This is a genomic window from Kitasatospora cheerisanensis KCTC 2395, assembly GCF_000696185.1.
Classification (GTDB): Bacteria; Actinomycetota; Actinomycetes; order Streptomycetales; family Streptomycetaceae; genus Kitasatospora; species Kitasatospora cheerisanensis.
In genome coordinates this window covers 6404330-6429245 of record NZ_KK853997.1, presented here as the reverse complement: position 1 = coordinate 6429245, position 24916 = coordinate 6404330, and the positions used below count along the sequence as shown (strand labels likewise).

Genomic DNA, 24916 nt, shown 5'->3' with positions numbered 1-24916 from the left:
CACCAGCGGGACGTCGATCACGCTGGAGTGCATCGCGAACGCGCCGAACACCGTGCCGGCCAGCAGCAGCCCGAGGGCGGTCAGCGGGCGGCGGCGCAGCAGTGCGCAGCCGGCGAGCGAGGCCACCACGCAGATGAGGAGCGCCTGTTGGTTGCCGTCGGCGAGCCACACGCCGCGGTAGCGGTCGGCGCGCGATTCGCCGGGCAGGCGGACCAGCACCACGAAGGAGTAGGCGAGGCCGGCCGTCCAGGCCAGTGCCGCCCAGCCACCGGGTGTCACGCGTCCGAGCAGGGAGGGCGGGTGAACGGGCATGGGGTGATGGTAGCCAGCGGGGTGCGGGCGGTGCGTCGGACCGGGGGCGTACAACCCGGGTCGACACCGGCCCGAGCAGGTGTCAGTGCTGCGCCGACGCGGGACGACGGCCGGTCACGGCACGGTGGTCCACGTGATCGAAGTCAATGAACTCACCAAGCGCTACGGCAGCACGCTTGCCGTCGACGGCCTGACCTTCACCGTCCGCCCGGGCCGGGTCACCGGTTTCCTCGGCCCGAACGGGGCCGGCAAGAGCACCACGCTACGAATGATCATCGGGCTGAACGCGCCGACCGGCGGCAGTGTCACCGTGCGGGCCGGTCCTTCCGGGACCACCCGCGCGGGCTGCGGCACGCCGGTGCGCTGCTCGACGCCTCGGACGTGCACGGCGGGCGCACCGCGGCCGCGCACCTGGGGGTGCTGGCGCGGAGCAACGCGATTCCGCTGCGGCGGGTGGAGGAGGTGCTGGAGGAGGTCGGGCTGGCGGCCGTGGCCCGGCGGCGGATCGGCGGCTTCTCGCTGGGCATGAAGCAGCGGCTGGGCATCGCGGCGGCGCTGCTCGGCGACCCGCCGGTGCTGCTGTTCGACGAGCCGTTGAACGGGCTGGATCCGGAGGGCGTGCGCTGGGTGCGCGGCCTGTTCCGGCGGCTGGCCGCCGAGGGGCGGACGGTGTTCGTCTCCAGCCATCTGATGAGCGAGATGGAGCACACCGCCGACCACCTGGTCGTGGTCGGCCGGGGCCGGCTGATCGCCGACGAGTCGCTGTCCGCGTTCGCGGCCCGCGGCCGGGGCAGCAGCGTCACGGTCCGCACGCCGGACGCGGGCGCGCTGGCCGCGGTGCTGACCGGGCGGGCGGGCAGGTCCGGCCGGACGGCGAGGAGCGGCTGGTGGTGACCGGCCTGGACGCGGACGCGGTCGGCGAGCTGGCCCACCGGCACGGTCTGCGGCTGCGCGAACTGGCCACCGACGCGGCCTCCTTGGAGTCCGCGTTCATGGAACTCACCGCCGACAGCGTCGAATACCTGGCAGGAGAATCCCGATGACCGCGCTCACCTCCGCCGCGCCGCCCGCCGCCCTGCCGGTCGACGAGCCGCGGGCCCGGTTCCGTGACCTGCTGCTCGCCGAGTGGCACAAGCTGCTGTCGCTCCGGTCGATCCGCTGGGGGCTGCTCCTCGGCCTGCTCGGGCTGGTCTTCCTGAACGCGAACGCGGCGATCGCCGACGTGAACGACTGGCCGCACTTCACGGACGCGCAGCGGGAGTTCTTCCGGCCCGCCGGGTCGCTGGCGGCGGGCTTCACCAACAACGCCTGCATCGCGACCCTGCTGATCGCGGGCAGTCTCGGCGCGGTGGCGCTGGTCAGCGAGTACGCGACCGGGCAGATCCGCACCAGCTTCGCGGCGGTGCCGGCCCGGCGGGCGCTGCTGTCCGCGAAGATCGCGGTGCTGACGGTGGTGATGCTGGGCTTCGGCGTGCTGGCGACCGGGGTGTCCTTCTTCGTCTCGCAGGCGATCCTGTCCGGGCGGCGGGCCGGCATCTCGATCACCGAACCGGGCATCTGGAGGGCCCTGTTGGCTTCCTCCCTGCTGCCCGCGGTGTGCGCGCTGACCGGTCTCGGACTGGCGGCGCTGGTCCGGCACAGCGCGGCCACCGTGGTCACCACCACCACGGTCCTGCTGCTGGTCCCCAACTTCCTCAGCCAGAACCACCACTGGTCGGCGTGCCTGTACCACGCGACGCCGTTCCGGGCCTGGCAGGAGCTGCACGAGCTGGTCGGGCTGCCGCCGAACCCGAACATCACGTTCCCGGCGCAGCCCGCCGGCGAGTGGCTGGTCTATCTCGCCTGGGCCGCGGGCGGGGCGCTGGCCGCGCTCTTCTTCGGCACCCGGCGGGACGTGTGACTGCCGCTCAGCAGCCGTCCCGTCAGTACACGTCGCGGACGTAGCGCTTGTCGGCGGCGAGCTGCTTGAGGTAGCCGGCGGCCTCCTCGGGGGTGAGGCCGCCGTGGGTGGCGACGATGTCGCGGAGGGCCAGGTCGACGGCCTTGGCCATCCGGCTGGCGTCGCCGCACACGTACAGGTGGGCGCCGTCCTGGAGCCAGGACCACAGGTGGTGGCCGTGTTCGCGCATCCGGTCCTGGACGTAGACCTTGGCGCGCTGGTCGCGGGAGAACGCGGTGTCCAGGCGGGTGAGGGTGCCGTCGGCGAGGTGGGCGGTGAGTTCCTCGCGGTAGTGGAAGTCGGTGGCGCGGTGCTGTTCGCCGAAGAACAGCCAGTTGGGCGCGCGGTGGCCACGGGCGCGGCGGTCCTCCAGGAAGCCGAGGAAGGGTGCGACGCCGGTGCCGGGGCCGATCATGACGGCGGGGGTGGCGGGGTCGGCGGGCGGCCGGAAGTGCGGGGCGCGGCGGAGCCGGACGGGGACGGCGGTGCCGGGTTCGGCGTCGGCGAGGTGGGTGGAGCAGACGCCGCCGCGCGGCTGGCCCTTGACGCTGTCCCAGCGGAGCACGGAGACGGTGAGCGAGATCAGGTGCGGGTCGGTCAGCGGGCTGGAGCAGATCGAGTACTGGCGGGGCTGGAGCCGGCCGAACACCTCGGTCCACTCCTGGGGGCCGGCCCGGACGCCGAACTCCGCCGCCACGTCGACGGCTTGGCGGTCCCAGGTCCAGCGGGCCAGCGCGTCGGTGTTGTCGGCGCGCAGCAGGGCGCGCAGTTCGCGGCCGTCGCGGGTGCGGTCGGCGCAGAAGCGGAGCAGGTCGGGGCTGATCCGGGTGATGTCGAGGTGCCGGGCGAGCGCCTCGCGGAACGGGAGTTCGCCGCGGCCGGGGAGCGTGACGGTGGCGGTGGCGGAGGCGGCGCCGACCAGGGACAGCCATTCGTCCACCAGCGCGGGCGAGTTGACGGGGTGGACGGCGAGCGCGTCGCCGACGGCGTAGTCGAGCGGCCGGTCGAGCTCGCGGGTGTCGAAGGTGAAGCGGCGGACCTCCTTGTCCGAACCCGGCCCGCTCAGCAGGCGGTTGCCGACCAGCCGGGCGGTGGCCGGCCCGCCGCGCCGGACCGTCGGGGACGGGGTCGGGGCGGGGGCCGGGCCCGGGGTTTCGCGGAGTGCGGCGGCGACGGTGTCGAGCCAGCCGGGGGCGGTGGTCTCGTCGCCGGGCGGGCACTCGGCGCGCGGGGCGAGCGGCCGGGCGCCGAGTTCGGCGAGGCGGGCGTCCAGGCGGCGGCCGTGGCCGCAGTAGTCGCGGTAGCCGGGGTCGCCGAAGGCGAGGACGGCGTAGCGGCGGCCGTCGAGCCGGACGGGCGGGTCGGCGGCGAGCGCGTCCCAGAACGCGGCGCCGTTGTCGGGGGCTTCGCCGTCGCCGTAGGTGGAGGTGACGAACAGCAGGTCGGCGTCGGCGGGCAGGGCGGCGGGGCCGGTGTCGGCCATGGCGAGCAGGGTGGCGGGCCGGCCCTCGGCGGTGAGCCGGGCGGCGACGCCGGCGGCGAACTCCTCGGCGGTGCCGGTCTGCGAGGCCCACAGGACCAGCAGGGGGCGGCCGGCCGGGGCGGGCGCGGTCGGGGTGGTGCGGGAGTACAGGCCGGCGAGTGCGCCGTTGACCCACTGGGCGTGCTCGGCGGTGAACGGCGCGCCGGCGGGCAGCACCGGAACGCCGGGCGCCCCGGCGGGCAGCGCGGCCAGGAACCCGGCCAGGTAGCGCCGTTCGGCCTCGGCGAGGACGGGCGGCGGGTCGGTGTCGAGTCCGAACACGGCGGCGGCCGAGGCCGGCGCGGCCACCTGCGCGGGCACCGGTGCGGCCGTCGCCACCTTGGTCAACGCGACGGCGCAGTACTTGAGTTCGGGCTGCTGGGAGAGCGGGTCGATGGCGTCGGAGGTGACGGCGTTGATGCTGAGGTCCGCACCGAACAGGTCGTTCCAGTGGAACGGGGCGAAGCAGTTCCCGGGCCGTACCCGGTCGGTGATCCGGGCGGGCAGCACGGCCCGGCCGCGCCGCGACCTGATCTCCACGCCGTCGCCCTCGGCGAGGCCGAGCGCGGCGGCGTCCTCGGGGTGGAGTTCGACGAACGGCGACGGGTCGAGGCGGGCGAGCTTGGCGACCTTGGCGGTCTTGGTGAGGGTGTGCCACTGGTGCGGCAGGCGGCCGGTGTTGAGGACGAACGGGTGTTCGTCGTCGGGGAGTTCGGCCGGGTCGAGGTGCGGGCGGGGGTGGAAGACGGCCCGGCCGGACGGGGTCGGGAAGTGCGGGGTGCCGTCGGCGCGGAGGTAGCGGACCGGGTTGCGGTCGGGGCCGTCCGGGTCGGCGGCGGGCCACTGGACGGGGGTGTCGCGCAGCCTGGGGTAGTCGATGCCGCGCAGGTCCCAGCCGGTGGCCGGGTTGTGGAAGCGCTTCAGCTCCTCGAAGATCTGCTCCGCGCTGTCGTAGCGGAAGCCGTCCGCGAAGCCCATCGCGGTGGCGACGTCCGCGATGATCCGCCAGTCGGGGAGCGCCTCGCCGGGCGGGTCGGCGGCGGCCGGGCCAGGGTGAGGTTGCGTTCGCTGTTGATCAGGACGCCCTCGGTCTCGCTCCACAGCGCGGCGGGCAGCACCACGTCCGCGTACGCGTTGGTCTCGGTGTCGGCGAACACGTCCTGGGTGATGACCAGTTCGGCGCGTTCCAGGGCCTCGACGACGGTGCGCCGGTTGCCGACCGAGGCGACCGGGTTGGTGCAGATGATCCAGCAGGCCTTGATCTCGCCGTCGGCCATCCGGCGGAACAGGTCGACGGTGCCGGTGCCGAGGCCGTCGGCGCGGACGGTGCCGGGCGGGACGCCCCACACCTGCTCGGTGAACTCCCGGTCGGCGTCGGCGAGTACGGTGCGCTGACCGGGCAGCCCCGGTCCCATGTAGCCCATTTCGCGGCCGCCCATCGCGTTGGGCTGGCCGGTGAGCGAGAACGGTCCGCTGCCGGGGCGGCAGATGGTGCCGGTGGCGAGGTGCAGGTTGACCAGGGCGTTGGTGTTCCAGGTGCCGTGCGTGGACTGGTTCAGGCCCATCGTCCACAGGCTGGTGAACTCCTCGGCCTCGCCTATGAGTTCGGCGGCGCGGCGGAGGTCGGACTCGGATATGCCGGTGAGCTCGGCGACCCGCGCCGGCGGGTAGTCGGCGAGGAACTCCGGCATCGCCTCCCAGCCCTCGGTGTGCCGGGCGATGAACTCCCGGTCGGTGCGGCCGTTCTCGTGCAGCAGGTGGAGCAGGCCGTTGAGCAGGGCGAGGTCGGTGCCGGGGGCGATCTGCAGGAACAGGTCGGCCTTGGCGGCGGTGGCGGTGCGGCGCGGGTCGACCACGATCAGCTTGGCGCCGGCCCTGACCCGGTCCATCATCCGCAGGAACAGCACCGGGTGGCAGTCGGCGGCGTTCGAGCCGATCACCAGGAAGACGTCCGCCAGGTCGAGGTCCCGGTAGGAGCCGGGCGGGCCGTCCGCGCCCAGCGACAGCTTGTAGCCGGTGCCCGCACTGGCCATGCACAGGCGGGAGTTGGACTCGATCCGGTTGGTCCGCAGGTAGCCCTTGGCGAGCTTGTTGGCCAGGTACTGCGCCTCCAGGCTCATCTGCCCGGACACGTACAGCGCGATCGCGTCGGGGCCGTGCTCGTCCAGCACGGCGCGCAGCCGGCGGCCGGTGTCGGCGATCGCCTCGGCGGTCGGCGCCGGCACCGGGGGTTCGCCGCGGGCGGGGCGCACCAGGGCGGTGGCGAGCCGGCCGGGGGCGGCGAACAGCTCGGCGGTGGTGGCGCCCTTGGTGCACAAGCGGCCCAGGTTGGCGGGGTGTTGGGGGTCGCCGGTGGCGCGCCGCACGGTGCGGCGGCCGTCCGGGCCGGTCTCGACGTCGAGCAGCAGGCCGCAGCCGACGCCGCAGTAGCCGCAGACCGTGCGCACCTGTTCGGTCACGGGAACCCTTCCGTCCGCGTGCACGTCCGCGTGCACGAACGAGCACACCACTGCGTGCACCTCCGAGCGCACGTAAGACCTGCACCCGTCACGGGCGACTGTAGGAAGACCGCGTTTCCCGGCTGTCTCCGCGACGGCGGGCGGCGGTTACACCGGCCGCACAGGGCGGCAGGAGGGCCGGTGAGGCCGGTCAGCCGCTGTGCGGCACCCCGGCGACCTGCGTGCTCTGGCCGCGGAACTCGGCGACCACGGCGCCCTTGGCGGTGCGCACGGTGACGTCGTAGACGCCCTGCCGGCCCGCCCTGGAGCGTTCCACGGCCTCGGCGACCAGTTCGTCGCCGATCTGGGCGGGGGCCAGGAAGGTGACCTGCGCGCCCTGCGCGAGGGCGACCGGCCCGTAGCTGTTGCAGGCGTAGGAGAACGCGGCGTCGGCGAGCAGGAACACGTATCCGCCGTGCCCGATGCCGTGCGCGTTGGCCATCTCCTCGGTGACCCGCATCCGGGCCACCGCCCGCCCGCCGGTCACCTCGTCGAGCGTGATTCCCGCGCCGCGGCAGGCCCGGTCGCGCTCGAACAGTGCGTCGATCCTGCTCGTCCCCACCATTGCTCCCCCCAGTGAGCTGCCCTTTCCCGGGCCTGAGCATTAGATCTACCGGACTGATCGACTGTCAATGCCCCTTCGGGTGAACCTTGTTGACCGGCCGGCGGCCGCCGGGGAGCGCCTCTCGGGTGCCCCGGCGGCCGTGCCGTCAGGCGGACTCCTCCGGCTCGCTCCAGCCGTGCTGCGCCCCGGTGAGCAGGTCGTCCCGGGTGACCGGGCCGTCGGCGGAGCGCCGCTCGACCCAGTCGATCACCCGGCGCACCTGCTCGGCCCGGACCGGCTCGCCGTCCGGCGTGCCGAGCAGTTCGCCCAGCAGCGCGGAGGTGCCGGCCGAGGTGCCGCCGCCCAGCTCGACCAGCCGGTGGGTGGCCCGGATGTGCGCGGCTCCCGCCGGGGTGCTCGCGCTGAACTCCCCTTCGTAGACCGCCTGTCCGAGCCGGACGGTGCCGACCAGCTGCTCGTGCTCCGCCCGGCTGCGGGTGGCCGGGTCGGACGGGCCCTCGGCGTCCGGCGCCGTCACCCGGTGGACCTCCTCCAGCCGCCACCCGCCCTCGGTGACGCGCAGTTCGCCGCCCTGGTGCTCCCCGGTGAACGCCAGGTAGTGGTCGCCCGGGACCTGCGAGCCGGTGGTCTCCGAGAGCGGGATGTCCACGGCGAACGGGACGATTCCCTTCTCCTTGACGGGGTTCCGCGCCCCGTCGAAGAGCGTCACCTCGACCTCGGCGTGGCCCGCGTAGCGCGCCATCGGGGTGGCGAACTTGCCGTTCGAGATCACTTGCCCGGAGTCGCCGTGGCCGCCGCCGTCGCGCCACAGGTGCTGGGCGCCGCCGACGACCGCCGGGCTGTTGGTGACGTCCCCGGTGATCTTGGCGCCCAGCTGGCCCTGGAGGCCCGCGTTCCTCGCCGCCAGGTCGTACCGGGTGCCGCCCGCGGAGGTGCCGTTGGCCGGGCTCAGTTCGACCTTGTCGTCCACCGCCCGGTGCTCCAGCGACACCACCTTCACGCCGACCTCGACGCCCTTGCCGCCGCCGAGCGTGACCCGCTTGGACGGGACGCTCGCCGCCACCTCCGAGCCCTGGGTGGCGGTGCCGAACAGCGCCGACAGGTGGCTGTGCGAGGTCACGGTGCCGACCACCGGGGCCAGTTCCTTCCACGCCGAGGCGCCGAAGTACTCCGGCCCGCGCAGCCGCACCAGGTCCTGCACGCCGCCGACGTCGCCCAGCCAGCGCAGCACGTCGGTGTCGCGCAGGCCGGACTCCCAGACCCGCTCCGGCGGGACCTGGACGGTCACCGGCTCGGGCGGCCGGACCGCGACCGTCCTCGACTCCCCGTCAGGGCCCGCGCCGGTGGCGGACTTCGACGGGACCGGCACGGTCTCGCCGGTCTCCACCAGCGCCTCGAAGCCGATCGCCGCGGTGCGCCGCTGGTGCACCTGGGCGCCGATCCACGGCCGCCGGGTGATGGTGAACTGGAGCTCCGCCTCGCCGGCGTAGGCGCTGCCGGGCAGCTTCGCCTTGGTCGCCGAGCCGGCCGCGGTGCTCCGGGTCTGCACCTCCACCTGGTCGTGGCCCCGGCCGCCGGTGCCGGTCAGGCCACCGGTCACCGAGACCCCGGGCGCGGCGGGCACCGGGACGGAGGCCACCGCGCCGAGCGTGCCCTGGTGGTTGGTGCCGGTGCCGTCGGTGCGGGCGAAGCTGCGCTGCACGTCGGTGCCGGCGTTGAACTCGGTGGTGCCGGAGTCGCCCAGGTGCTCCATCCGGTCGCGGAGCACCGCGCCGACCCGGACGGTGGTCCGCCCGTGCCGCACCACGATCTCGTCGCCCGCCGTCATGCCCTTGAGCCTGGACTGCAGCCGGTCCGGGGTGAGTTCGGCGTCCAGCTTGCGCCGGATGCCCGCCCAGTCGCTGTCGAACGGGTTGCGCTCCAGCTTCTGCTGCCCGGGCGCCTTCCCGCCCGGCAGGCGCAGCCCGCCGGGCTTCCAGCCCGACTCGACCTGCGACAGGACCGACTCGCCGAACGTCCGCCGCCCGCCCGGACCGCCGTGGTGCTCCGTGCCGTCGGGAAGGGCGTGGACGTCGGTGACGATCGCCGAGGAGTCCAGCCGGCGGCCCTCCACGAAGCCCTTCGGCTGCTTCGCGGTGGTCCGCTCGACCGGCCCGGCCACCGGGTCGGCGTCGCGTTCCGGCACGGCCACCCGCGCCACCGTCTCCACCGTCTCGCGGTGCGAGCCGTCGGGCACGTTCAGCCGCTTGAAGGCGACCGTCACCTCGTACGGCGCGGCGACGTCGAACAGCACGGCGGGCTCGACGTGCTTGCCGCGGTTCGAGGCCGAGCCGACGGTCTCCGCCGACTGCCCGTAGCTGCGGTCCACCCGGTACGCGTAGCCGCCGTTGACGTCCACGAACGGGGCCTTGACCTTGAGTTGGCCGCCGCCGTCGGTCCGGTTCCGGTGGTCGCGCAGGTTGCCCTGGCCGCTGGACGTGCGGGTGCCGGACTCGAACTCGTACTTCTCCGCCCGGGAGTGGTACGTCGACTCCCCCAGCCGGGCCGTGACCGTGACCTCCGCCGACCAGGTCTTGCCGGAGACGGTCTCGGTGATCCTTCCGCCGCGGGTCAGCTGGGACAGCTGGGTCTTGAGCGCGACCCGGTCGAAGCTCGCGCCGATCCGCTGCTTGACCTCCTCCGACGGCTCGCCGTACTTGCTCCGCACCGCGTCCTCCACCACGGTGCGGACCTTGTCCGCGCCGCCGAGGGTGTGCACCACGTACGAGGCGTTCAGCTCGTGCCGCTCGCGCATCCGGCGCGGCGCGGTGTGCGTGGCCGCCTCGGTGCCCGCGGGCTTCGGCTCGGCCTGCCGCTGCGGCTGACGCTCGGGCCGCCGGAAGGCGACCACGCCGTCCTCGCTGCGCGGCGCCTGCGTCTTGACGGTGTCCCGGGCGTCCATGCCGACCTCGACGCGCAGCGGCGCCGAGACCTGGTGCCCGGCGGCGAGCGCCTCGCCGGGGCGGCCGACGTGCAGGTCCACCTTCAGCTCGGCGCCGTAGATCACCTGCGGCGCACTGTACTTGCCGCTGGCGTACACCCGGTCGGCCTGCCGGCCCTGCCCGCCGACGCGCTGCCGCTGCTGGCCTGAGCCGGCCGCGACCAGGTCGAGACCCGGCGTGCCCTTGACGGCGGTGCCGCCCAACTGGCCCTGCTCGACGGTGGTTCGGGCCCCCAGCCGGCGGTCCACGGCGAACGCGCTGGTCTCGTTCACGGTGTTGAGTTCGGCCTTGCCGTCCTCCCGGCGGTAGGTCATCGACTCCACCCGGGCCACGGCCGTGACCACCAGGCCCTCCTTGCCGGGGATCTTCACCTCCAGCGCCTCGCCCCGGGTCATCCCGGTCAGCCGGGCGGCCAGGTTCGGCTGGCTGAACCCCTGCATCACCTGGTCGCGGACGGCGTTCCAGTCGTCCCCGAACCGCTCCCGCCCCTTGGCGTCCAGCGCCTGGCGCAGTGCCGCGGTGCTCTCCAGGTCGCGGACCACCACGCTCTCGCCGAGCCCGCCCCGGTCGTCTCCGCCGTGCCAGACGCTGTCCGGCGGGCCGACGACCTCGTGCAACTCCGGCTCCGCGCCGGTCGGTTCGGTCTTGGCGGGCTCCGGCGTCCCGCTCTCCCGCTCGACCGGCGGGGCGGTGGTGTCGGCGCGGTCGACCAGCACCCGGAGGTCCGCCGTGCCCGCGTCGTGCGCGACGCCCTTGCCGTTGAACGCCAACTCGAAGTGCACGGTGCCGTCGTAGAGCACACCGGGCACCTTCGACTTGCTGGTCAGCTGCGAGGTCCGGGCGTCGCCGGAGATCTCCACGTGGTCGCGGCCGAGCCGCCCGGCACCGCCGCCGCCGATCAGTCCGGTGCCCGGCTTCACCGCCGCCGAGAACCCGAACTGGCCCGCGTTGCCGCGGTTCGAGGAGCTGCTGCGCACCTGCTGCACCGTGGTGCCGATGTTGAACTCGGTCTCCTTGGTGGTGCCGGACTGCTTCAACTCCCCGACCCGGGCGGTGATCTCGACCGAGCCGAGCGGCTTGCCGCGCCGGTCCGTGAGCGTGACCGAGACCGGCTCACCCGCCGTCATGCTCTTCAAGTCCCGCTGCAGGCGGGCGAAGTCGACCTCGTTCAGCACCTTCTCGCGCAGGGCCGGCCAGTCGCCGCCGAACTCCTGCTTGGCCGCCGCCTCGGCGTGGTCGAGCAGCGCCGCCACCGGCGGCCGGCTCCCGGACGCGCCGCGCGGCGCGAGGTCCAGCACGATCTCCTGACCGCCGACCCGGCCGTCCAGCAGCCGCTGCGGAGGCACCCGCAGCTCACCGGCCGACGTCCCGCCGTCCCGCACCGGCACGGCGACGGTCATCTCGACGTCCACCGCCTCGGTGCGGCCCGCCGCCTCGCCCCTCACCGGGGTGCCGTGGTGGCGCAGGCCGCCGAAGTCGAGCTCCAGCCGCATCGTCGAACTGAACACCTTGGCGGGCTCGTTGGTCTTCGAACGCGCCACCATGCCGCCCAGATCGAGGTTGACCTCGCCGTGGCCGCGGTCGTGGTAGTACGCGACCAGCTCCGACGGCTCCCCGATGCCGCGGCCCTGCCGGGCCTGCGCACCGATGTTGAACTGCCACTGCGCATCCCGGTTCGTCCCGGTCGCCACCGTCCGGTCGGCGCCGTTCTCGAACTCGATCCTGTCGGTCCGCAGGTACCTCGACTCCGCGACGCTGCCCCGCAGTTGGACGCTTCCGCTCCACCCGTTGCCCTCGAACGGAGCTGTCCACACCTCACCCCGGGACAGCGCACCGAGCATCGGGCGCAGCGTGGCCGGACCGAAATACGCATCCGCGAACGCCCGCGCCGCCGCCCGGTCCCCCGGCACGGCCTGCGCGATGACCTCGATGACCTTCTCCCGCACAGCGACCTCATGCCCGGTCAACCCGACCACCAGGTCCGTCCCGGCAATCACCTTCGGCCCCACCGCCTCCGGCTCCGGCTCGGCCTCCGGCTCAGGCTTCTGCTCAGGTTCGGACTCGGGCTGCTGCTCCGGCTCAGGCCCAGGCTTCAACTCGGCCTCGGGCTCAGCCTTCTCCGTGGCCCCGGGCTCGGGCTTCGCCTCGGCCTTGGGGCTGGGCTCGGGCTCGGGCTCGGGCTTCAACTTCGGCTCAGGCTGGGGCTTCTGCTCGGGCTTCGCCGTCAACTCCGGCTCAGCCTCTGCCTTCAGCTCGGGCTTCGACTCAAGCCCCGGCTCCGGCTCCCTGAGCGGTGGCTGCTGCTCGGCCTCCGGGGTCTTCGCCTCGGGCTTGAGTGCGGCCGAGTCGTGGTCGGTGGTGACCGGTGGGGGTTCGCTGCCGTCGTAGTGGTCGCTCTGCCGGTAGACCGTCACCGGGCGGCCGTCGGAGGGGCCGAAGACCGCCTGGGTGATGCCGTCGTGGTCGACCACCCGGAGGCGGAGGTCGAGGGCGTGGGCGGTCGCCGCCGGGAGCATCTCCCCTTCGTTGGAGCGCCACTGGCTGTCCCAGCCGTCCACGGTCCGGAGCAGCGCCTCGCGCTCGTGCGGCATCGGTGGCGGCGGGTTGTCGGTGAGGTGCCGGCCGACGGAGTCCCGCAGCTGGTCGACGGACAGGCCGGTGAACGCCTGCCGGTCTTGCGGCGGAAGGTAGTTGAGCAGGTCCTCCGCCCGCAGGTCCGGGCGGCTGAGCAGGGTGCCGCGGTAGTTGGCGACGACCTCGGTCGGCCACTCGTCCGGGCGCAGCGACCGGAAGTGGTCCCCGACCACTGCCTGGAGCCGCTGCACGACCTCTCCGGGTCGCCGGCCTGCCAGCTCGGGCGCGCCGACCGCGACGGACCGGAGCAGGCAGTAGCCATCGCCGGCCACCGGCACCCGCCGTCCGGGCGGCGGGAACTGCACGTCGGCCGGGTGCTCGCTCTTCGGCGTGAGCGGCGCGGTGTGCTCCGCGGTCTCGGGAGAGGGCGAGCGCCGCGGGCTCTGCGTCGTGGGCTCCGACCGGCTCGGGACGGCGGTGCGCGGCCCCAACTCGGCAGGGGCGGAGGCGGATCGGGGACGGGTCACGCCGCCGACCGGCCCGGTCTGCGGCAGCTCCGACCGGCCGTCGACGGGCACCGTCCGGTCCACCTGCGGCGCGACGCCGGGCTGTGGCGGGACGCCGGGCTGCGGCGCATCGTCCTCCGGCGTGGCGGCGCGGTGGTCCTCCAGCACCTCGGTCCGGGGCGGCGCGTCGGGGCCCTTGCCGCCGAAGCCGTCGTCGATGTCCATCGGCTCGGAGGTGTCGTGCGCCTCCGGTCGGACGAGCGTGCTGTAGCGCTCCATGAAGGCCCGGTCGGGCGTCCCGGAGATGTTGCTCTCGCGCGGGTCGGCGACGGAGGCCCACACCGTCCACTCGGGGTGGAAGCCGGGCGGGGTCTGCCCGCTGTCGGCGGGGTGGACCTTGCGTTCCGTCAGGTCGGCCCACCGCACCTGGCCGTCCCGGTCGTGGACCAGCGCGACGGCGTGGCCCGCACCGGTGGGGCCGGCGCCCAGCACGGTGGCGAAGCTGCCCGGGCCGCCGTCCTTCACGGTGTCGATCAACTTCCGCAGCGCGTCCGGGCCTTCGCCGAATCGCGCGGGCGGGTCGTGGCGCTTCCACAGCACGTCGCCGGGGATCGGCTCGACCGTGCCGTGCAGCGTCTGGCCGGAGACCCGGGGGCGCCCGAAGTGGGTGTCGCGGTACGCCTCGACGTTCTCCAGGCAGGCCTTCAGGTCGTTGCCCGGCTGGAAGCCCTCGGCGGGGAGCACCGGCGACTCGTGCGGGTTGACCCGGTGCAGCAGCAGGTTGCTCATCGGCGGGTGCACCTTCGGCGCGCCGCCGAGGTAGTCGACCAGCCGGCCGGTCAACTCGTGCTGCGGGCCGACCGCCCGGTACCCGCGGTCGTGCATCACCGCGTCGGAGTTCTCGTACCCGGGGGTGCGCTGCCGCTTGGCGTCCCGCCCGTCCTGCACGGACGGGTCCGGCTCCTGGCGCAGCGTCACCTCCTCGTCCTCCCGGCCGCGCTTGCGCTCGTTACGCGGCTGCGGCTGCGGTTGCGGCGCGACGTCCTCGCCCTGCCCGGCGGGGTGCTCGACGGCCGGCGTTGCCGGGGGCGTCTCGACCTCCATCGGATCGCCGTCCCGCTCAACGGGGCGCTCGGTCACCGGAGTTGTCGGCGGCGTCTCCACGTCCATCGGATCGCCGTCCCGCTCGACGGGGCGCTCGGAGACCTGCTCGACCGCGTGCTCGGCCGGCGGCGTGTCGATGTCCATCGGTTCGACGTGGCGGCTGCCGTCGTGGTCGCCGGCCGGGGGCGGCGGGGCGGGGCGTCGTGGTGGCCGGTGGCGGGTGTGCCGAAGCCGTCGCCGGTGGGCTGGGGCGGGCCGGCGGGGCGTCTGGTGGGCCTGGAGCTGCTTCTCGCTGTCCTGGCCCATCCGGTCGATCCAGTGGCCGCCGCTCTGCGGGTCGAGCGCCCGCAGCATGGTGTCGATCTTCTCCTGGCGGGAGTGCGGCTCGGTGCCCGCGCCGAATCCGGCGGGCTCGTTCAGGAGCATCCGCATCGAGCCGTCGATCAGCAGCCGGCTGTCGTTGGCGGCGGTCGCGTACCCGGCCGCGTCGTGCGCCAACTGCTGGGCGGTGCTGCGGACGTCCTGCAGGCTGTGGCCGGGCTGCTGGAGCCCGATCACGGTGTCCAGCTGGCCGGTCAGGTGGCCGCGGAGCTGTCCGATCTGCTGTTCCAGCATCCCGTAGGCGGGGCTGTTGCGGTCGAGGCCGCGCAGCGCAAGTTCGGCGGCCCGGTCGAAGTTGCTCAGCTGCTCGCGGGCCGTCGCCTCGTAGGTGCCGACGGTCATCCGGACCCGGTCGGCCTCGGTCGGCGGGGCGAAGTTCAGCGGGCGGCGGTTCTCCCGGCCGATCCGGTGCTCGCCGTCGTGGTCGACCACCTCGTGGCTGATCACCTCCCAGCCGTTCTCACCGTGCTTGAGCATGTTGGTGACCTCGAACGGCCGCGACTGACCGGGCGTCATGTACTCCTCGACGCCGAACCAGTCGGTGACCGACTTCCCGGCCCGGAAGTCCGCGGTCATCCCGAGGTTCGAGGACGAGGAGTACGACTGGACGTGCCACACGGTGAAGTCGTGCGGCGTCACGTCGGTGATCGCGAACGCGCAGCCGTTCATGCCGCCGGTCAGCACCAGGCCGTCGTTCGGCCGCGCCGGGTCGGGGTGCATCGGCACCACGGTCTTGCCGATCGCCCCGGGCACGTTCGGGTCGGGGCGGCCGGTCTTGTACGGCACGTACGAGCCGGTGACGTAGTGGTGGTCGGGCTGCGCCGGCGGCAGGCCTAGGCCGGCCGGCGGGTGCGGGAACGACGGGTCGTGCTGGACGTACTTCTCCCAGGCCGGGGTCAGCACGAAGCCGTTCTTGCCCGCGCCGACGTTGTTCCGGTCCGGCACCAGGGTGAACCAGTGCTGGTCGGCCTTCTCGACGGCCGCGACGAAGGAGTTCGCCTGCTGCTGGTTCAGCCCGGGCATCCGCTGCATCGCGCCGTCGGCGTAGTTCACCGTCACCGGCGCCTTCGACAGCAGGTCCGCCGGATCCTGCACCAGCCAGCGCTCCACCGTGCCGGGCGGCGGCAGCAACTGCTCGCCCTGCGGCGGCTGTTGCCCGTCCACCGGCTGGTGCTCACCCACCGGCCCCGGCTCGTGCTGCACCGGCTCGTGCGGCACCGGCTCGTTCGACGGCGCGGCGTGGAGCGGCGTCTCGTGCACCGGCGTCTCGTGCACCGGCTGCCGATCGCCCGACCCCGACGCCCCGTCGTGCCCGCCGGACGACGACGGCGGAGGCGGCGGAGGCTGGTGACCGCTCGCGGGCGAGCCGAAGCCGTGGCCGGTGCCGACCGCCGGAGGCGGCGGGGGCGGCGGGACACTGCCGATGCCCCGGGTGCCGGTGCCGGTGCCGGTGCCGGTGCCGGCGGGCGGCGGGGGCGGGGTCGGTCCGTTCAGGTCGAGGCCGGCCAGGCGGCGGCGGACGGTGCTCGGGCCGGCCTCGCCGTCGCTGTCGGAGTCGCTGTCCTCCCGCCGGCGCTTCAGGTCGGGCCGCCCGGTGCCGCCGCCCGTCCCGTCGTGCATCTGCACGTCCCCGTCCGGGGTGTGGACGGCCGCGGCGGGGGCGTCGTGCTGGCTCGCCTCGGTCATCACGACGTCCTCGTCCGCCGTCGGGTGCGGCTGCGCCTGCGGCGTCGGCTGCGGCGTGGGCTGCGGGGCCCGGTCGGGCTGGTAGAGGCCCTCGGGGGCGAGCCGGTTCAGCTGATCGTCCGTCAGCTCGTTCACATCGGCGCGGTTCGTGAAGTCGCCGGACGAGGAGACCGGCACCTTGCCGGCGTGCGGGGACGGGACGCCGAGTTCGTCGGTGACGATCTCCGCACTCGGGCTGAGCTTGTTGCCGGTGACCAGCTGCTCCAGGTCGTCCTGGGTCTTCGGCGCCATGATGTCGCGCAGCTCCGGCGGCACCAGCCCGTTCGCCTCCAGGCCGCGCACCGCCTGCAGCAGGTCCGCGGTATGCGGCGCGTACAGCACCTCCGGCGGGAGTTGCTCGTGGGCGACGGCGGTCAGCAGGTCCGGGTCCCGGATCACGTGCGGGTCCAGGTAGTTCTGCACCCACTTGTTGACCAGCTCGTCGCCGAAGCGCAGGTTGGAGCCGCTGTTGGAGAGGCCGGCGGTGATCTGCTCGATCAGCGCGGGCACGTCCTCGACCTTCGCGGTCAGCGCCTGGTCGAACATGCCGGCGGGGTGGTTCTCCCCCGCGCCGGCCCGCGCGTACGCGCCGCCGTACTGCTGGCCGACCAGTTCCACGTCGGCCCGCGCCCAGGCCACCCGGGCGGCGACCGTCTTGTCCTTGGCGGTGAGCTTGGAGACCGGCTTGCCCTTGGCCGCGGCGGTGTCCGCGACCTCCTTGTTGTACAGCTCCGTCACCCGGTCGTTCACCGCCGTGGCGGTGCGCACGTCCTGCTCGTCGCCGGGCAGCTTGGCGCGCGCCTCGTCGAGCTTGTCCCGGAGCTTGCCGACGGCCGCCTTGGCCTCCCGCGCGGCCTTGGCGTCGTCCTTCGCCTCGTCCTTCTTGGCCTGGTCCCTGGACCCCTTCGCGGCCTTCGCGGAGTTCTCCGCCTTGTCCTTCGCCGCGTCGTGGACGTCGGTGGCGTCGGCGAGTTCCTTCTCGTACGTGGCGATGTCGTTCTTGCGCTCCACCACCGCGTCCTTCGCGGCCTGGAGTTCGTCGCCCGCGACGGTCACCGGCCGCTTGGTGCCCTTGCTCGGGTCGGCCAGCTCGGACAGCCGCTGGTCGATCTCGTGCTTGCGCACCGCGGCACGGTCGTTCGTCAGCTGATCGGCGACGCTGCGGTACCGGTCCGGGGTGGCCAGCTCGGGCTTGGTCCGCAGGTCGGCGGCCAGGTCGCGGAGGGCCTTCGGGTCCTTGCGGGCGTCCTGGAGGTGGCCCGCCAGGTCGTCCAACTGGCCGGCCAGGCGCTTCTGCTGTTCGGGCGTCAGCGGGCCGCCCCGGCCGTCGGCGGCGGCGCGCAGCACGGCGGACGCGTCGTCCAGCTTCTGCGGGCCGGTGACGCCGTTGACGAGCGCCAGGTCGTCGACGGCCCGCTGGTTGACCTTCTGACGCACCGTCTGCACCGCCTCGTGCACGGCGTTCAGCTGGTCGCCGCTCGGGGCGTGCGGGTCGACCTCGGCCACCGCGGCGGCCAGCCGGTCGAGTTCCGGGCGGGCGAACACGTCCAGGCCGGGCCGGCCGAGTTCGTGTTCCAGGTTCGCCGCAGCCGCGTCGGCGGTGGTGCGGTCGGTGATGCCGCTGGTGTCGAAGGCCTCCGGCAGCCGGTCGTTGCCGTAGGTGGCCTTCAGGTCGACGGTGTCGGGCGTGGCGGTCAGGTCGCGGCGGGCCAGCACCGCCTCCTCAGGCCCGCCGACGGCGAGCCGCGCCTCGGCCTTCCGCCCGAAGGAGTCGTAGATGCGGTGCCGGTCCGGGGCCATCGCCGTGACGAAGTCGCCGAACGCGTCCGAGGCCGCGCGGTGGCTGCCCTCGTCCATCGAGCGGGCCTTGAACACCGCCGCCGTCACGTACTTGTGCACCATGTAGTCGGCGATCACGTGGTTGCGGTTGGCGACCGCCCGCTCCAGCTTGACGTCGTTCTTGAGCATCCGCTCGGTGACCTTCTCGGCGTGCGGCTGCTGGCTCATCACGCCGTGGTCGGAGTAGGCGAACGCCTCGCGGTAGGCCCGGTCGAACGGCGTCCAGTCGGCCTTCTTGGTCGGGGCCGACACGCCGGCGGGGCGGTTGCCGCCCGCCGGGTGCGGGGCGTTCTGCTGGGCCGCGGCCGCCGCGTTGGCGTCCCGCAGGGCCTGCTCGCGGGCCTCGCGGTCCTTCTTCAGCGTCTCCTGCCGGAGTTCGAGGTCCGCGACCCGCTTGTCGTGGACGCCGGAGGCCGTGCCGGCCGCCTTCGCGTCGGTCCTGCGCTGCTCGGCCTCGGCCAGCAGCCGGTCGTTGGCGGCCTCCTCGGCGGTGATCCGCTGGATGGCGTCCGGCAGGATCCGGCGCTCGGCGTCCTGCCGTTCCCGCAGCCGGACGGCCAGGTCGGGGCTGGCCGGATTGGCGTCCTTGATCCGCTCGTGCTCGAAGATCGCCAGGCGGTCGCGCTGGTCCTGCATCGCGGCCTTGGCGGTCTCCAGGCGGCCGCGCTGCTCGTGGAGTTCGGCCAGCCGGTCGGGCTGGTGGTTGCCCTTCGCCAACTCCTCGTTGACCGACCGCAGTTGCTCCTCGACCCGGGCGGTCGCCCGGGACACCACGTCGACGTGCTGGAGCTTCTCGTTCCGGTACTGGTTCAGGATCGCGTTGGTGTCGCCGGTCGACAGATCGGCCCGCGCGTAGCCCTCCAGATCGGCCCGGACCTGCTGGAACTCGGGCGAGTTGCCGAGGAACGACTCGATGGTGTCGAAGGTCTTCTGGCCGTCGATCTTGTGCTCGTAGTCGCCGTCCGGGGTGGGCTTCGCCTGGCCCGAACTCCCCTGCGCGGTACTGCTGCTGGCCACCGGCGGCGGGGACGGCAGGTCCTCGTGCGGGGTGCCGCCGTGCGGCGGCCGGCCCTCGGCCGGGGCTGGTGCTCGGCCGGGGCTGGTGCTCGGCCGCCGGGGGCCGGTGCTCGCCGGCGGCGGCCGTGTCGTTGCCCTCGACGTGGTCCATGAACTCGCGGAAGCCGTCGTACTTGGCGTTCTCCGCGGCGGTCTCGTGCACCGGGTTGGCCCGGCCGTCGTGGACCTCGGACGGCTTCCCGCCGTACAACTTCTCCAGCAGCGGCAGCAGTTCGGGCTCGTTCTTCCGCACCCACTCCGCCCCGTTGTTGCGCGGGTGGCCGGTGTACGGGTCGGTGCCGTGGTTGGTCCCGAGGTACGCGTTGGTGACCTGCGCGAAGTACTCCTGCTCGTCCCGCGAGGAGTAGTTCTTCTCGCCGTTGGCGCCGTGCAGCGGACCGTCCGGCCACGGCGCGTTCGGGTCCGTCGACTTCCTGGTGAAGGTGTCGGTGATCACCTTCTGGTCGTTCGCGTCCAGCCCGAACCGGTGCACGGTGTGGCTGAACTCGTGCGTGGTGGTGGAGTAACCGTCTTGGTAGTGACGGTCGTTGCCGACCGAGGTGTGCTCGCCGAGCAGGTTCTCCTCGGTGACGGCCGAGTGCCGGCCGCCGGAGCCGCGCATGTCGTCGTAGCCTCGACCGCCGCCCGCCTCGCTGTGGTTGTGCGCGCCGGCCAGCCCGTGCAGGTCCGGGACGTCGGTCATCCGGACGTCCTTCGGCACGATCACCACGTCCGCGCCGTTCTTCATCAACCGCGCGGCGGTGTCCGGGTCCTGGAGCATCCGGGCCACCTGCTGCTGCGCCTCCTGCCGCGCGGACGCGGCCTGCTCGGCGCGCGGGTCCACGTGCACGATCAGCTCGGCGGCGGTCCGCGCGAACTCGTGCGGCGGCAGCGTCGACTTCAGCGCGTCCACGAACTGCGGGTCGCGGGCCAGCCAACGCCGGTTCTCCGGCGTGAGGTTGGCGATCTCCTGCGCCCGCTCGTGCGGCGTCATGCCCGGCAGGTCCTGCCGCAGCCGGTCCGCGTCGACCGGCCGGGTCGCCACCGGCCGCTGCCGGCCGCCGAGTTGATCGACGGCGTCCCGGACGGACGACTTCTGGCCGAGCTCCCTCAGCTCCGCCTCGCGCTGCTGGCGCTGACGCTCCAACAGCCGGTCGTGCGCCTGCTCGGAGACCGGCCGCGACGTCGCCTCGCCGTGGTTGCGCGGCGGCGTGCCCGCACCGGACTCGGAGGCGCGGCCCGCGCCCGGGCGGATCGTGCCACCGGCCGGCGCCTGGGCCGTCCGGTTCGGATCGGCGACCACGTGGCTGTCCCGCCCCTGCCGCGGCACCGTCGCGGACGGCCCGGCGTGGCCCGAAGCCCCGGCGCCGCCGTGCGTGCCCGCCCCGCCGACGGGCCCGGGCGTGAACCCGCCCGCCATCGGGTTCTGCGTGGTGTTCGCAGCGGGCGGGACCTCGCCCGCACCGTCCGGAAGGATCTGCCCCGGCACCTGATCCGGCCCCGCCACGGTGCGCGGCGCGGCCGGCCCGGCGGAGAGCCTGGTCCCGCCGTCCAGGTGCGTCCCGCCACCACCGAGCACACCCGACAGGTTGGGCATCCCACCCGCACCGGCCGGCCGCGCAGCCTGCGGAGCTGCCTCGGGAACGTCCGAACTCTCCCGCGAGACAGTCTGGTTAACGGCCTCCTGGCGCGGCGCCGACTCGTGCACGGGCGCAGCCGCCTGCGACTGCACCGGCTCGTGCGCCGCCGGAACGGCCTCCTGGCGCGGCGCCGACTCGTGGACCTGCGCGACCGGGACCGACTCGTGCGCGGGCGCGACAGTGTGCGGCTGCGCCGCGACGGTCTCCTGACGCGGAACCGACTCGTGCGGCTGAACGGCAGGCTGCTGCTCCGCCCGGGGCGCCACCGTCTCGTGTACGGGCGCAGCGACCTCCTGCCGGGGAATCGACTCGTGAGCGGGAGCAGCGGCTTCCTGGCGGGGCAACGTCTCGTGCGCCGGGACAGCCGCCTCCTGACGTGGCGTCGACTCGTGATGCGGCGCTGCGGCTTCCTGGCGGGGCAGCGTCTCGTGGGCAGGCGCAGCCGCCTCCTGACGCGGGAGCGTCTCGTGATCGGGAGCAGCGGGTTCCTGCCGGGGCAACGTCTCGTGAGCGGGAGCAGCGGCCTCCTGGCGGGGCAACGTCTCGTGCGCCGGGGCGGCCCCTTCCTGCCGGGGCAACGTCTCGTGCGCCGGGACAGTCGCCTCCTGACGCGGGAGCGTCTCGTGCGCCGGGGCGGCCGACTCCTGACGTGGCGTCGACTCGTGCACCGGCGCGGTCGGTTGCGCCTCCGTCCGCGGCGTCGCCATCTCTCGCGTCGGCGCAGCCGCTTCCTGGCGCGGCACCGACTCGTGCGTCGGTGCGGCCTGCCGCGTTTCGGCGCGGGGGGCCATGGACTCCTGGACGTGTTCCGCCGCCTGCTGGTGCGACGCGGCGGCCGGCGCCGGGGTGGCCTCGTGGCTCGGCGTGGCGGTGTGGCCGGTGGACTGCGCGCCGACGGACGGGCTGTCGGCGGAGCGTCCGGCGCCGAACGGGGTCAGCCCGCTCACCTTCGACTCGCCCGTCCCGGAACCGGATGCCGTGCTGTGCGAGCCCGCACCGACGGACGAACCCGCGTCCGCCGTGTGCGAGGACCCCGAACTGCCGCCGGCGCTGCCACTGCCACTGCTGCTGCCCGCGGGACCGTGGTACGCGCTCGCGCCGCCGGAGCTGTCGGGCTTGTTGAAGGTCGGCGGGCCGTCCTGGCCCGCGTGGTCCCCGGAGCCGGGAAGCTTCGGGCCCTCCGCGGCCTTCGGCGTGGCGAAGTGGCCCTTCGCTGCGGAGGCTCCGGCGTGCAGGCCCGCGCCCGCGCCGCCGGAGAGGCCGGAGCCGAGCAGGGACTCGCCGTCCACCTTGCCGGTGGTGATCAGCTGGGTCGAGACGTCCGCGCCGACGCCGATCGCCGCGCCGGTGGCCATCTTGCCGCCGGTGGTCTTGAGCGCGGCGTCCACGCCGAGCTTCTCGCCGGCCTTGCCGATGCCCTTGCCGATCAGGTGCGCGGACGCGCCGCCGACCGCGCCGCCGAGCGCGTTCTGCCCGACCTCCTTCATGTCGATGCTCTTGCGGTGGCCCTCGGCGAGTTCGATGCCCTGAGCCAGCAGGTTGATCGCGCCCATCTGGGCGGCCTGCTTGGCCGCCATCACGAGCATTTCCTTCAGCAGCGTCTTCAGGGTGGCCATGACCGTGGCCCGGCTCGCCGCGATGAACGCGGGCACCTCCAGCATCGACGCGCCGGCGGTGAACGGGGCCTCGGCCTCGGCGGTCGCCAACTCGAAGGCCAGGATGCCGAGCTGGGCGATGATCTGGATCTTCGCGGTCTCCGCGGAGTTGGCCATCTGCTCCAGCATGTCGCCCATGCCGTTGAGCGCGTTGATCGCGCCGGGCAGGTAACCGGGCTCCTCCTGGGTGCCCTTGCCGACCGAGTACTTCTCCCAGTACTTGCCCAACGCCTCGGCGGCGACGCCCTGTTGGCCCTCCAGCGCGCGCTTGATGGTGGCGTCGCCGGCCTGCGCGGCGTCCTTCAGGCCGTCCGCCGTCCTGCGGCAGTGGTCGGCCATGTCACGGAGCTGGTCCTCGTCGGCTTCCGGCCAGCGGCAGCCCGCGAGCAGCAGAAGCACCCACTGGAGCGGCTCCGGGAGTTCGACAGCCATGGGTCAGTGCCTTCCGCTCTGGGTGATCCGCGGGGTGATCGGGAGATGGACCGCGTTGGGCAGTTGCGGCGAGACCGGCATCGGCGCGCTGCCCGGGTCCACGCCGTTGAGTTCGGAGATGACGCCCTCGTCGGCGTTCTGGTAGCCGTCGGCCATCGCCTTCAGGCCGTCGGCGATGCCCTTGAGCGCGGCGGGCAGGCCCTTGATGACGTCCAGGGTGTCCTTGCTGTACTTCAGGTAGCCCTTCTCACCCTCCGCGAACTTCTTGCCCGACTCGTCGTTGCCCCAAGGGTTCTGGGCCTCCAGCGAGGGCAGGAACGAGCTCAGCGCGCTGTACAGCGAACCGACCTGCTCCGAGACGGCGAGCATCGGCGATACTGCCGCCTGGTACTGCCCGGGATCGACCTGGAAGCCCTGCCCCGCACTCCCGGAACCACCGTCTCCACCGGCCGACTTGGCCGCCGTCCGGGCAGTCGGCGCGGACATCGCCCGCCGCGCCACCGCCTCCTCCGCGGGCACCCCGGCCGACATCCGCTGCAACGGCTCCACCGGCATGGCCGCGTCCGCCCGCTGCAACGGCTCCACCGGCGTGGCGGGTTGGGCACGCTCGAACGGCTCCACCGGTGTGGCCGCGTCCGCCCGCTCGAACGGCTGGACGGGCATGGCGGGTTGAGCACGCTCGAACGGCTCGACGGGCGTCGCCATCTGCGCCCGCTCGAACGGCTCCACCGGTGTGGCCGCCTCCGCCCGCTCGAACGGCTGGAGCGGCGTCACGGCCTCCGCCCGCTGGAACGGCTCGGGGGCGACCCACTCCCGTTCCATGGCCGGGACGCTCTGCTGCCGGGCCTCCATCGGGACGCCGTCGGGGACGGCCGTGCCGACCCGGAGCCGGGCGGTGGCCTCGGGTTCGACCGCGGCGGCGTACCAGGCCTGCTCGTCGTTGCTCATGGTGTTCCTTCGTCAGTTCGGGTCGACGGCGGGCGCGGTCAGTCCGCGGCGGGTGCGGTGGCCAGCCGGGAGAGGGCCGCACGCAGGAACGGGCTGGGCACTTGGAAGCCACCCTCCTCGCGCAGCGGGGCGCGCTGCGGCGTCGCTCCCTCGCCCGCACCGCCACCGGACGCACCGCCGCCACCGGCCGCGCCACCGCCGGCCGAAGCCGCGCTCGCAGGGGCGGAGGCGGCCGCGGGCGTCTCCGCCACCTCCGCGTGGCCGCGCCGCGCGGCGGCGTTGCGCGAACGCTCCAGGTACGCGTCGTCCGAACCGGCCTCCGCCGCACCGGCATTGGCGGCCGTCGAATCCTGGCGCGCCGTCAGGTCCACCACCGGCGAGGCGGCGGCCGCGTCCGTCCCGGCCGCACCGTCCGACGCGGCGTCACCGCTCCCCGCGCCGGTGCCGAGCAGGACGCCCGCCAACTGGCTGAGCACCTGCTGCTCGCTGGCCGGGCCGGCGGGCGCGACCGGTGCCGCGGCGGGCTCGGGGAGGCTGAAGGTGCCCTCGGCACGGGCGTCGTCCAGCCAACGGCGGCGCGCACGGGACCAGTTGCGGTCGCGGGGGTCGATGTCGGCGGCCTGGCCGAGGATGCCGGCGTCGCCGTACAGCTCCTCGTCCTCCTCGCCCTCGGCGCCGAAGCGGGTGGGGCTGAGGAAGCGGTTGCCCTGCTTGCCGTCCTTGCCGCCCGCGCCGCGGCCCGCGCCGCCCATGCCGCCCATGTGGCCGGCGCCCATGCCGGCGCCGCTCGCAGCCGTGCCGCGGCCGGCCGCTCCGCCCGAGCTCAAGCCGCTCGCCCCGGCCCGGCCGGCGGCGGAGGACGCGCCGGACATGCCGCGGCCGGAGGCGCCAGCCGCGCCGAGTCCCGCGCCGCTGCCGGACCTTGAGGCCAGCGAGCTGCCGCCGATGCCGCTGCCGCCGGGGCCGCCGCGCAGTCCCGAGCCGCCCACGCCGGCGGTCCCGCCGCGCGCCGAGGAGCCGCCCAGCCCGCCGACCCGCCGCGTGCCGAGGGGCCGCCGACCCCGCCGATGCCGCCGCGTGCGGTGGAGCCGCCCGCGCCGCCGAAGGGGTTGCTGGTGGTGCCCTTGAACGGGGTCAGGCCGCGGCCCCCGGTGGTCCCCGAACTACCGGTGTAGGCACCGATGTTGGGCATTCCGCCGAGGGGGCTGTACGGGCTGCCGCCGGCCCCGCCGGTCAGTC

The 24916-nt window shown here is 74.3% G+C and carries 6 protein-coding genes and 2 pseudogenes; 2 read left to right on the top strand and 6 right to left on the bottom strand.

Features of this window, described 5'->3' with window-relative positions; translation table 11 throughout:
- The first annotated feature begins 445 nt into the window (after window positions 1–445).
- Window positions 446–1355: pseudogene (locus KCH_RS28825) on the top strand (ABC transporter ATP-binding protein).
- A complete protein-coding gene (locus tag KCH_RS28820) occupies window positions 1352–2212 on the top strand; it encodes an ABC transporter permease (protein ID WP_035867759.1) in 861 nt (286 codons plus the stop codon). Before KCH_RS28825 ends, KCH_RS28820 begins: the two are co-directional and overlap by 4 nt.
- A gap of 22 nt (window positions 2213–2234) precedes the next feature.
- Here the strand turns inward: KCH_RS28820 and KCH_RS28815 are convergent.
- From KCH_RS28815 to KCH_RS28770, 6 genes and pseudogenes are all read right to left on the bottom strand, one after another.
- Window positions 2235–6256 (bottom strand): annotated as a pseudogene (locus KCH_RS28815) (bifunctional nitrate reductase/sulfite reductase flavoprotein subunit alpha).
- 166 nt (window positions 6257–6422) lie between these two features.
- Window positions 6423–6836 (bottom strand): hydroxyphenylacetyl-CoA thioesterase PaaI, encoded by a 414-nt coding sequence (gene paaI, locus KCH_RS28810; RefSeq protein ID WP_035867757.1) that lies wholly within the window; start codon window positions 6834–6836, stop codon window positions 6423–6425.
- Window positions 6837–6981: 145 nt separating this feature from the next.
- Window positions 6982–13686, bottom strand: coding sequence for a toxin glutamine deamidase domain-containing protein (locus KCH_RS45165; protein WP_244305714.1), 6705 nt, complete (start codon window positions 13684–13686; stop codon window positions 6982–6984).
- Between the two features lie 4144 nt (window positions 13687–17830).
- Entirely contained in the window at window positions 17831–22729 is a 4899-nt protein-coding gene (locus KCH_RS45160; protein ID WP_244305473.1) for a WXG100-like domain-containing protein, read from the bottom strand.
- Between the two features lie 3 nt (window positions 22730–22732).
- Complete coding sequence (locus tag KCH_RS28775; protein WP_035867742.1) at window positions 22733–23677, bottom strand: hypothetical protein; 945 nt, start codon at window positions 23675–23677, stop codon at window positions 22733–22735.
- 38 nt (window positions 23678–23715) lie between these two features.
- Window positions 23716–24666 (bottom strand): hypothetical protein, encoded by a 951-nt coding sequence (locus KCH_RS28770; RefSeq protein ID WP_035867741.1) that lies wholly within the window; start codon window positions 24664–24666, stop codon window positions 23716–23718.
- Window positions 24667–24916: the final 250 nt, after the last annotated feature.

Coding starts and splice junctions, on each gene's coding strand:
- KCH_RS28820 (WP_035867759.1), top strand. CDS start 1,352: ATGACCGCGCTCACCTCCGCCGCGCCGCCCGCCGCCCTGCCGGTCGAC.
- paaI (WP_035867757.1), bottom strand. CDS start 6,836: ATGGTGGGGACGAGCAGGATCGACGCACTGTTCGAGCGCGACCGGGCC.
- KCH_RS45165 (WP_244305714.1), bottom strand. CDS start 13,686: ATGAGCAACCTGCTGCTGCACCGGGTCAACCCGCACGAGTCGCCGGTG.
- KCH_RS45160 (WP_244305473.1), bottom strand. CDS start 22,729: ATGGCTGTCGAACTCCCGGAGCCGCTCCAGTGGGTGCTTCTGCTGCTC.
- KCH_RS28775 (WP_035867742.1), bottom strand. CDS start 23,677: ATGAGCAACGACGAGCAGGCCTGGTACGCCGCCGCGGTCGAACCCGAG.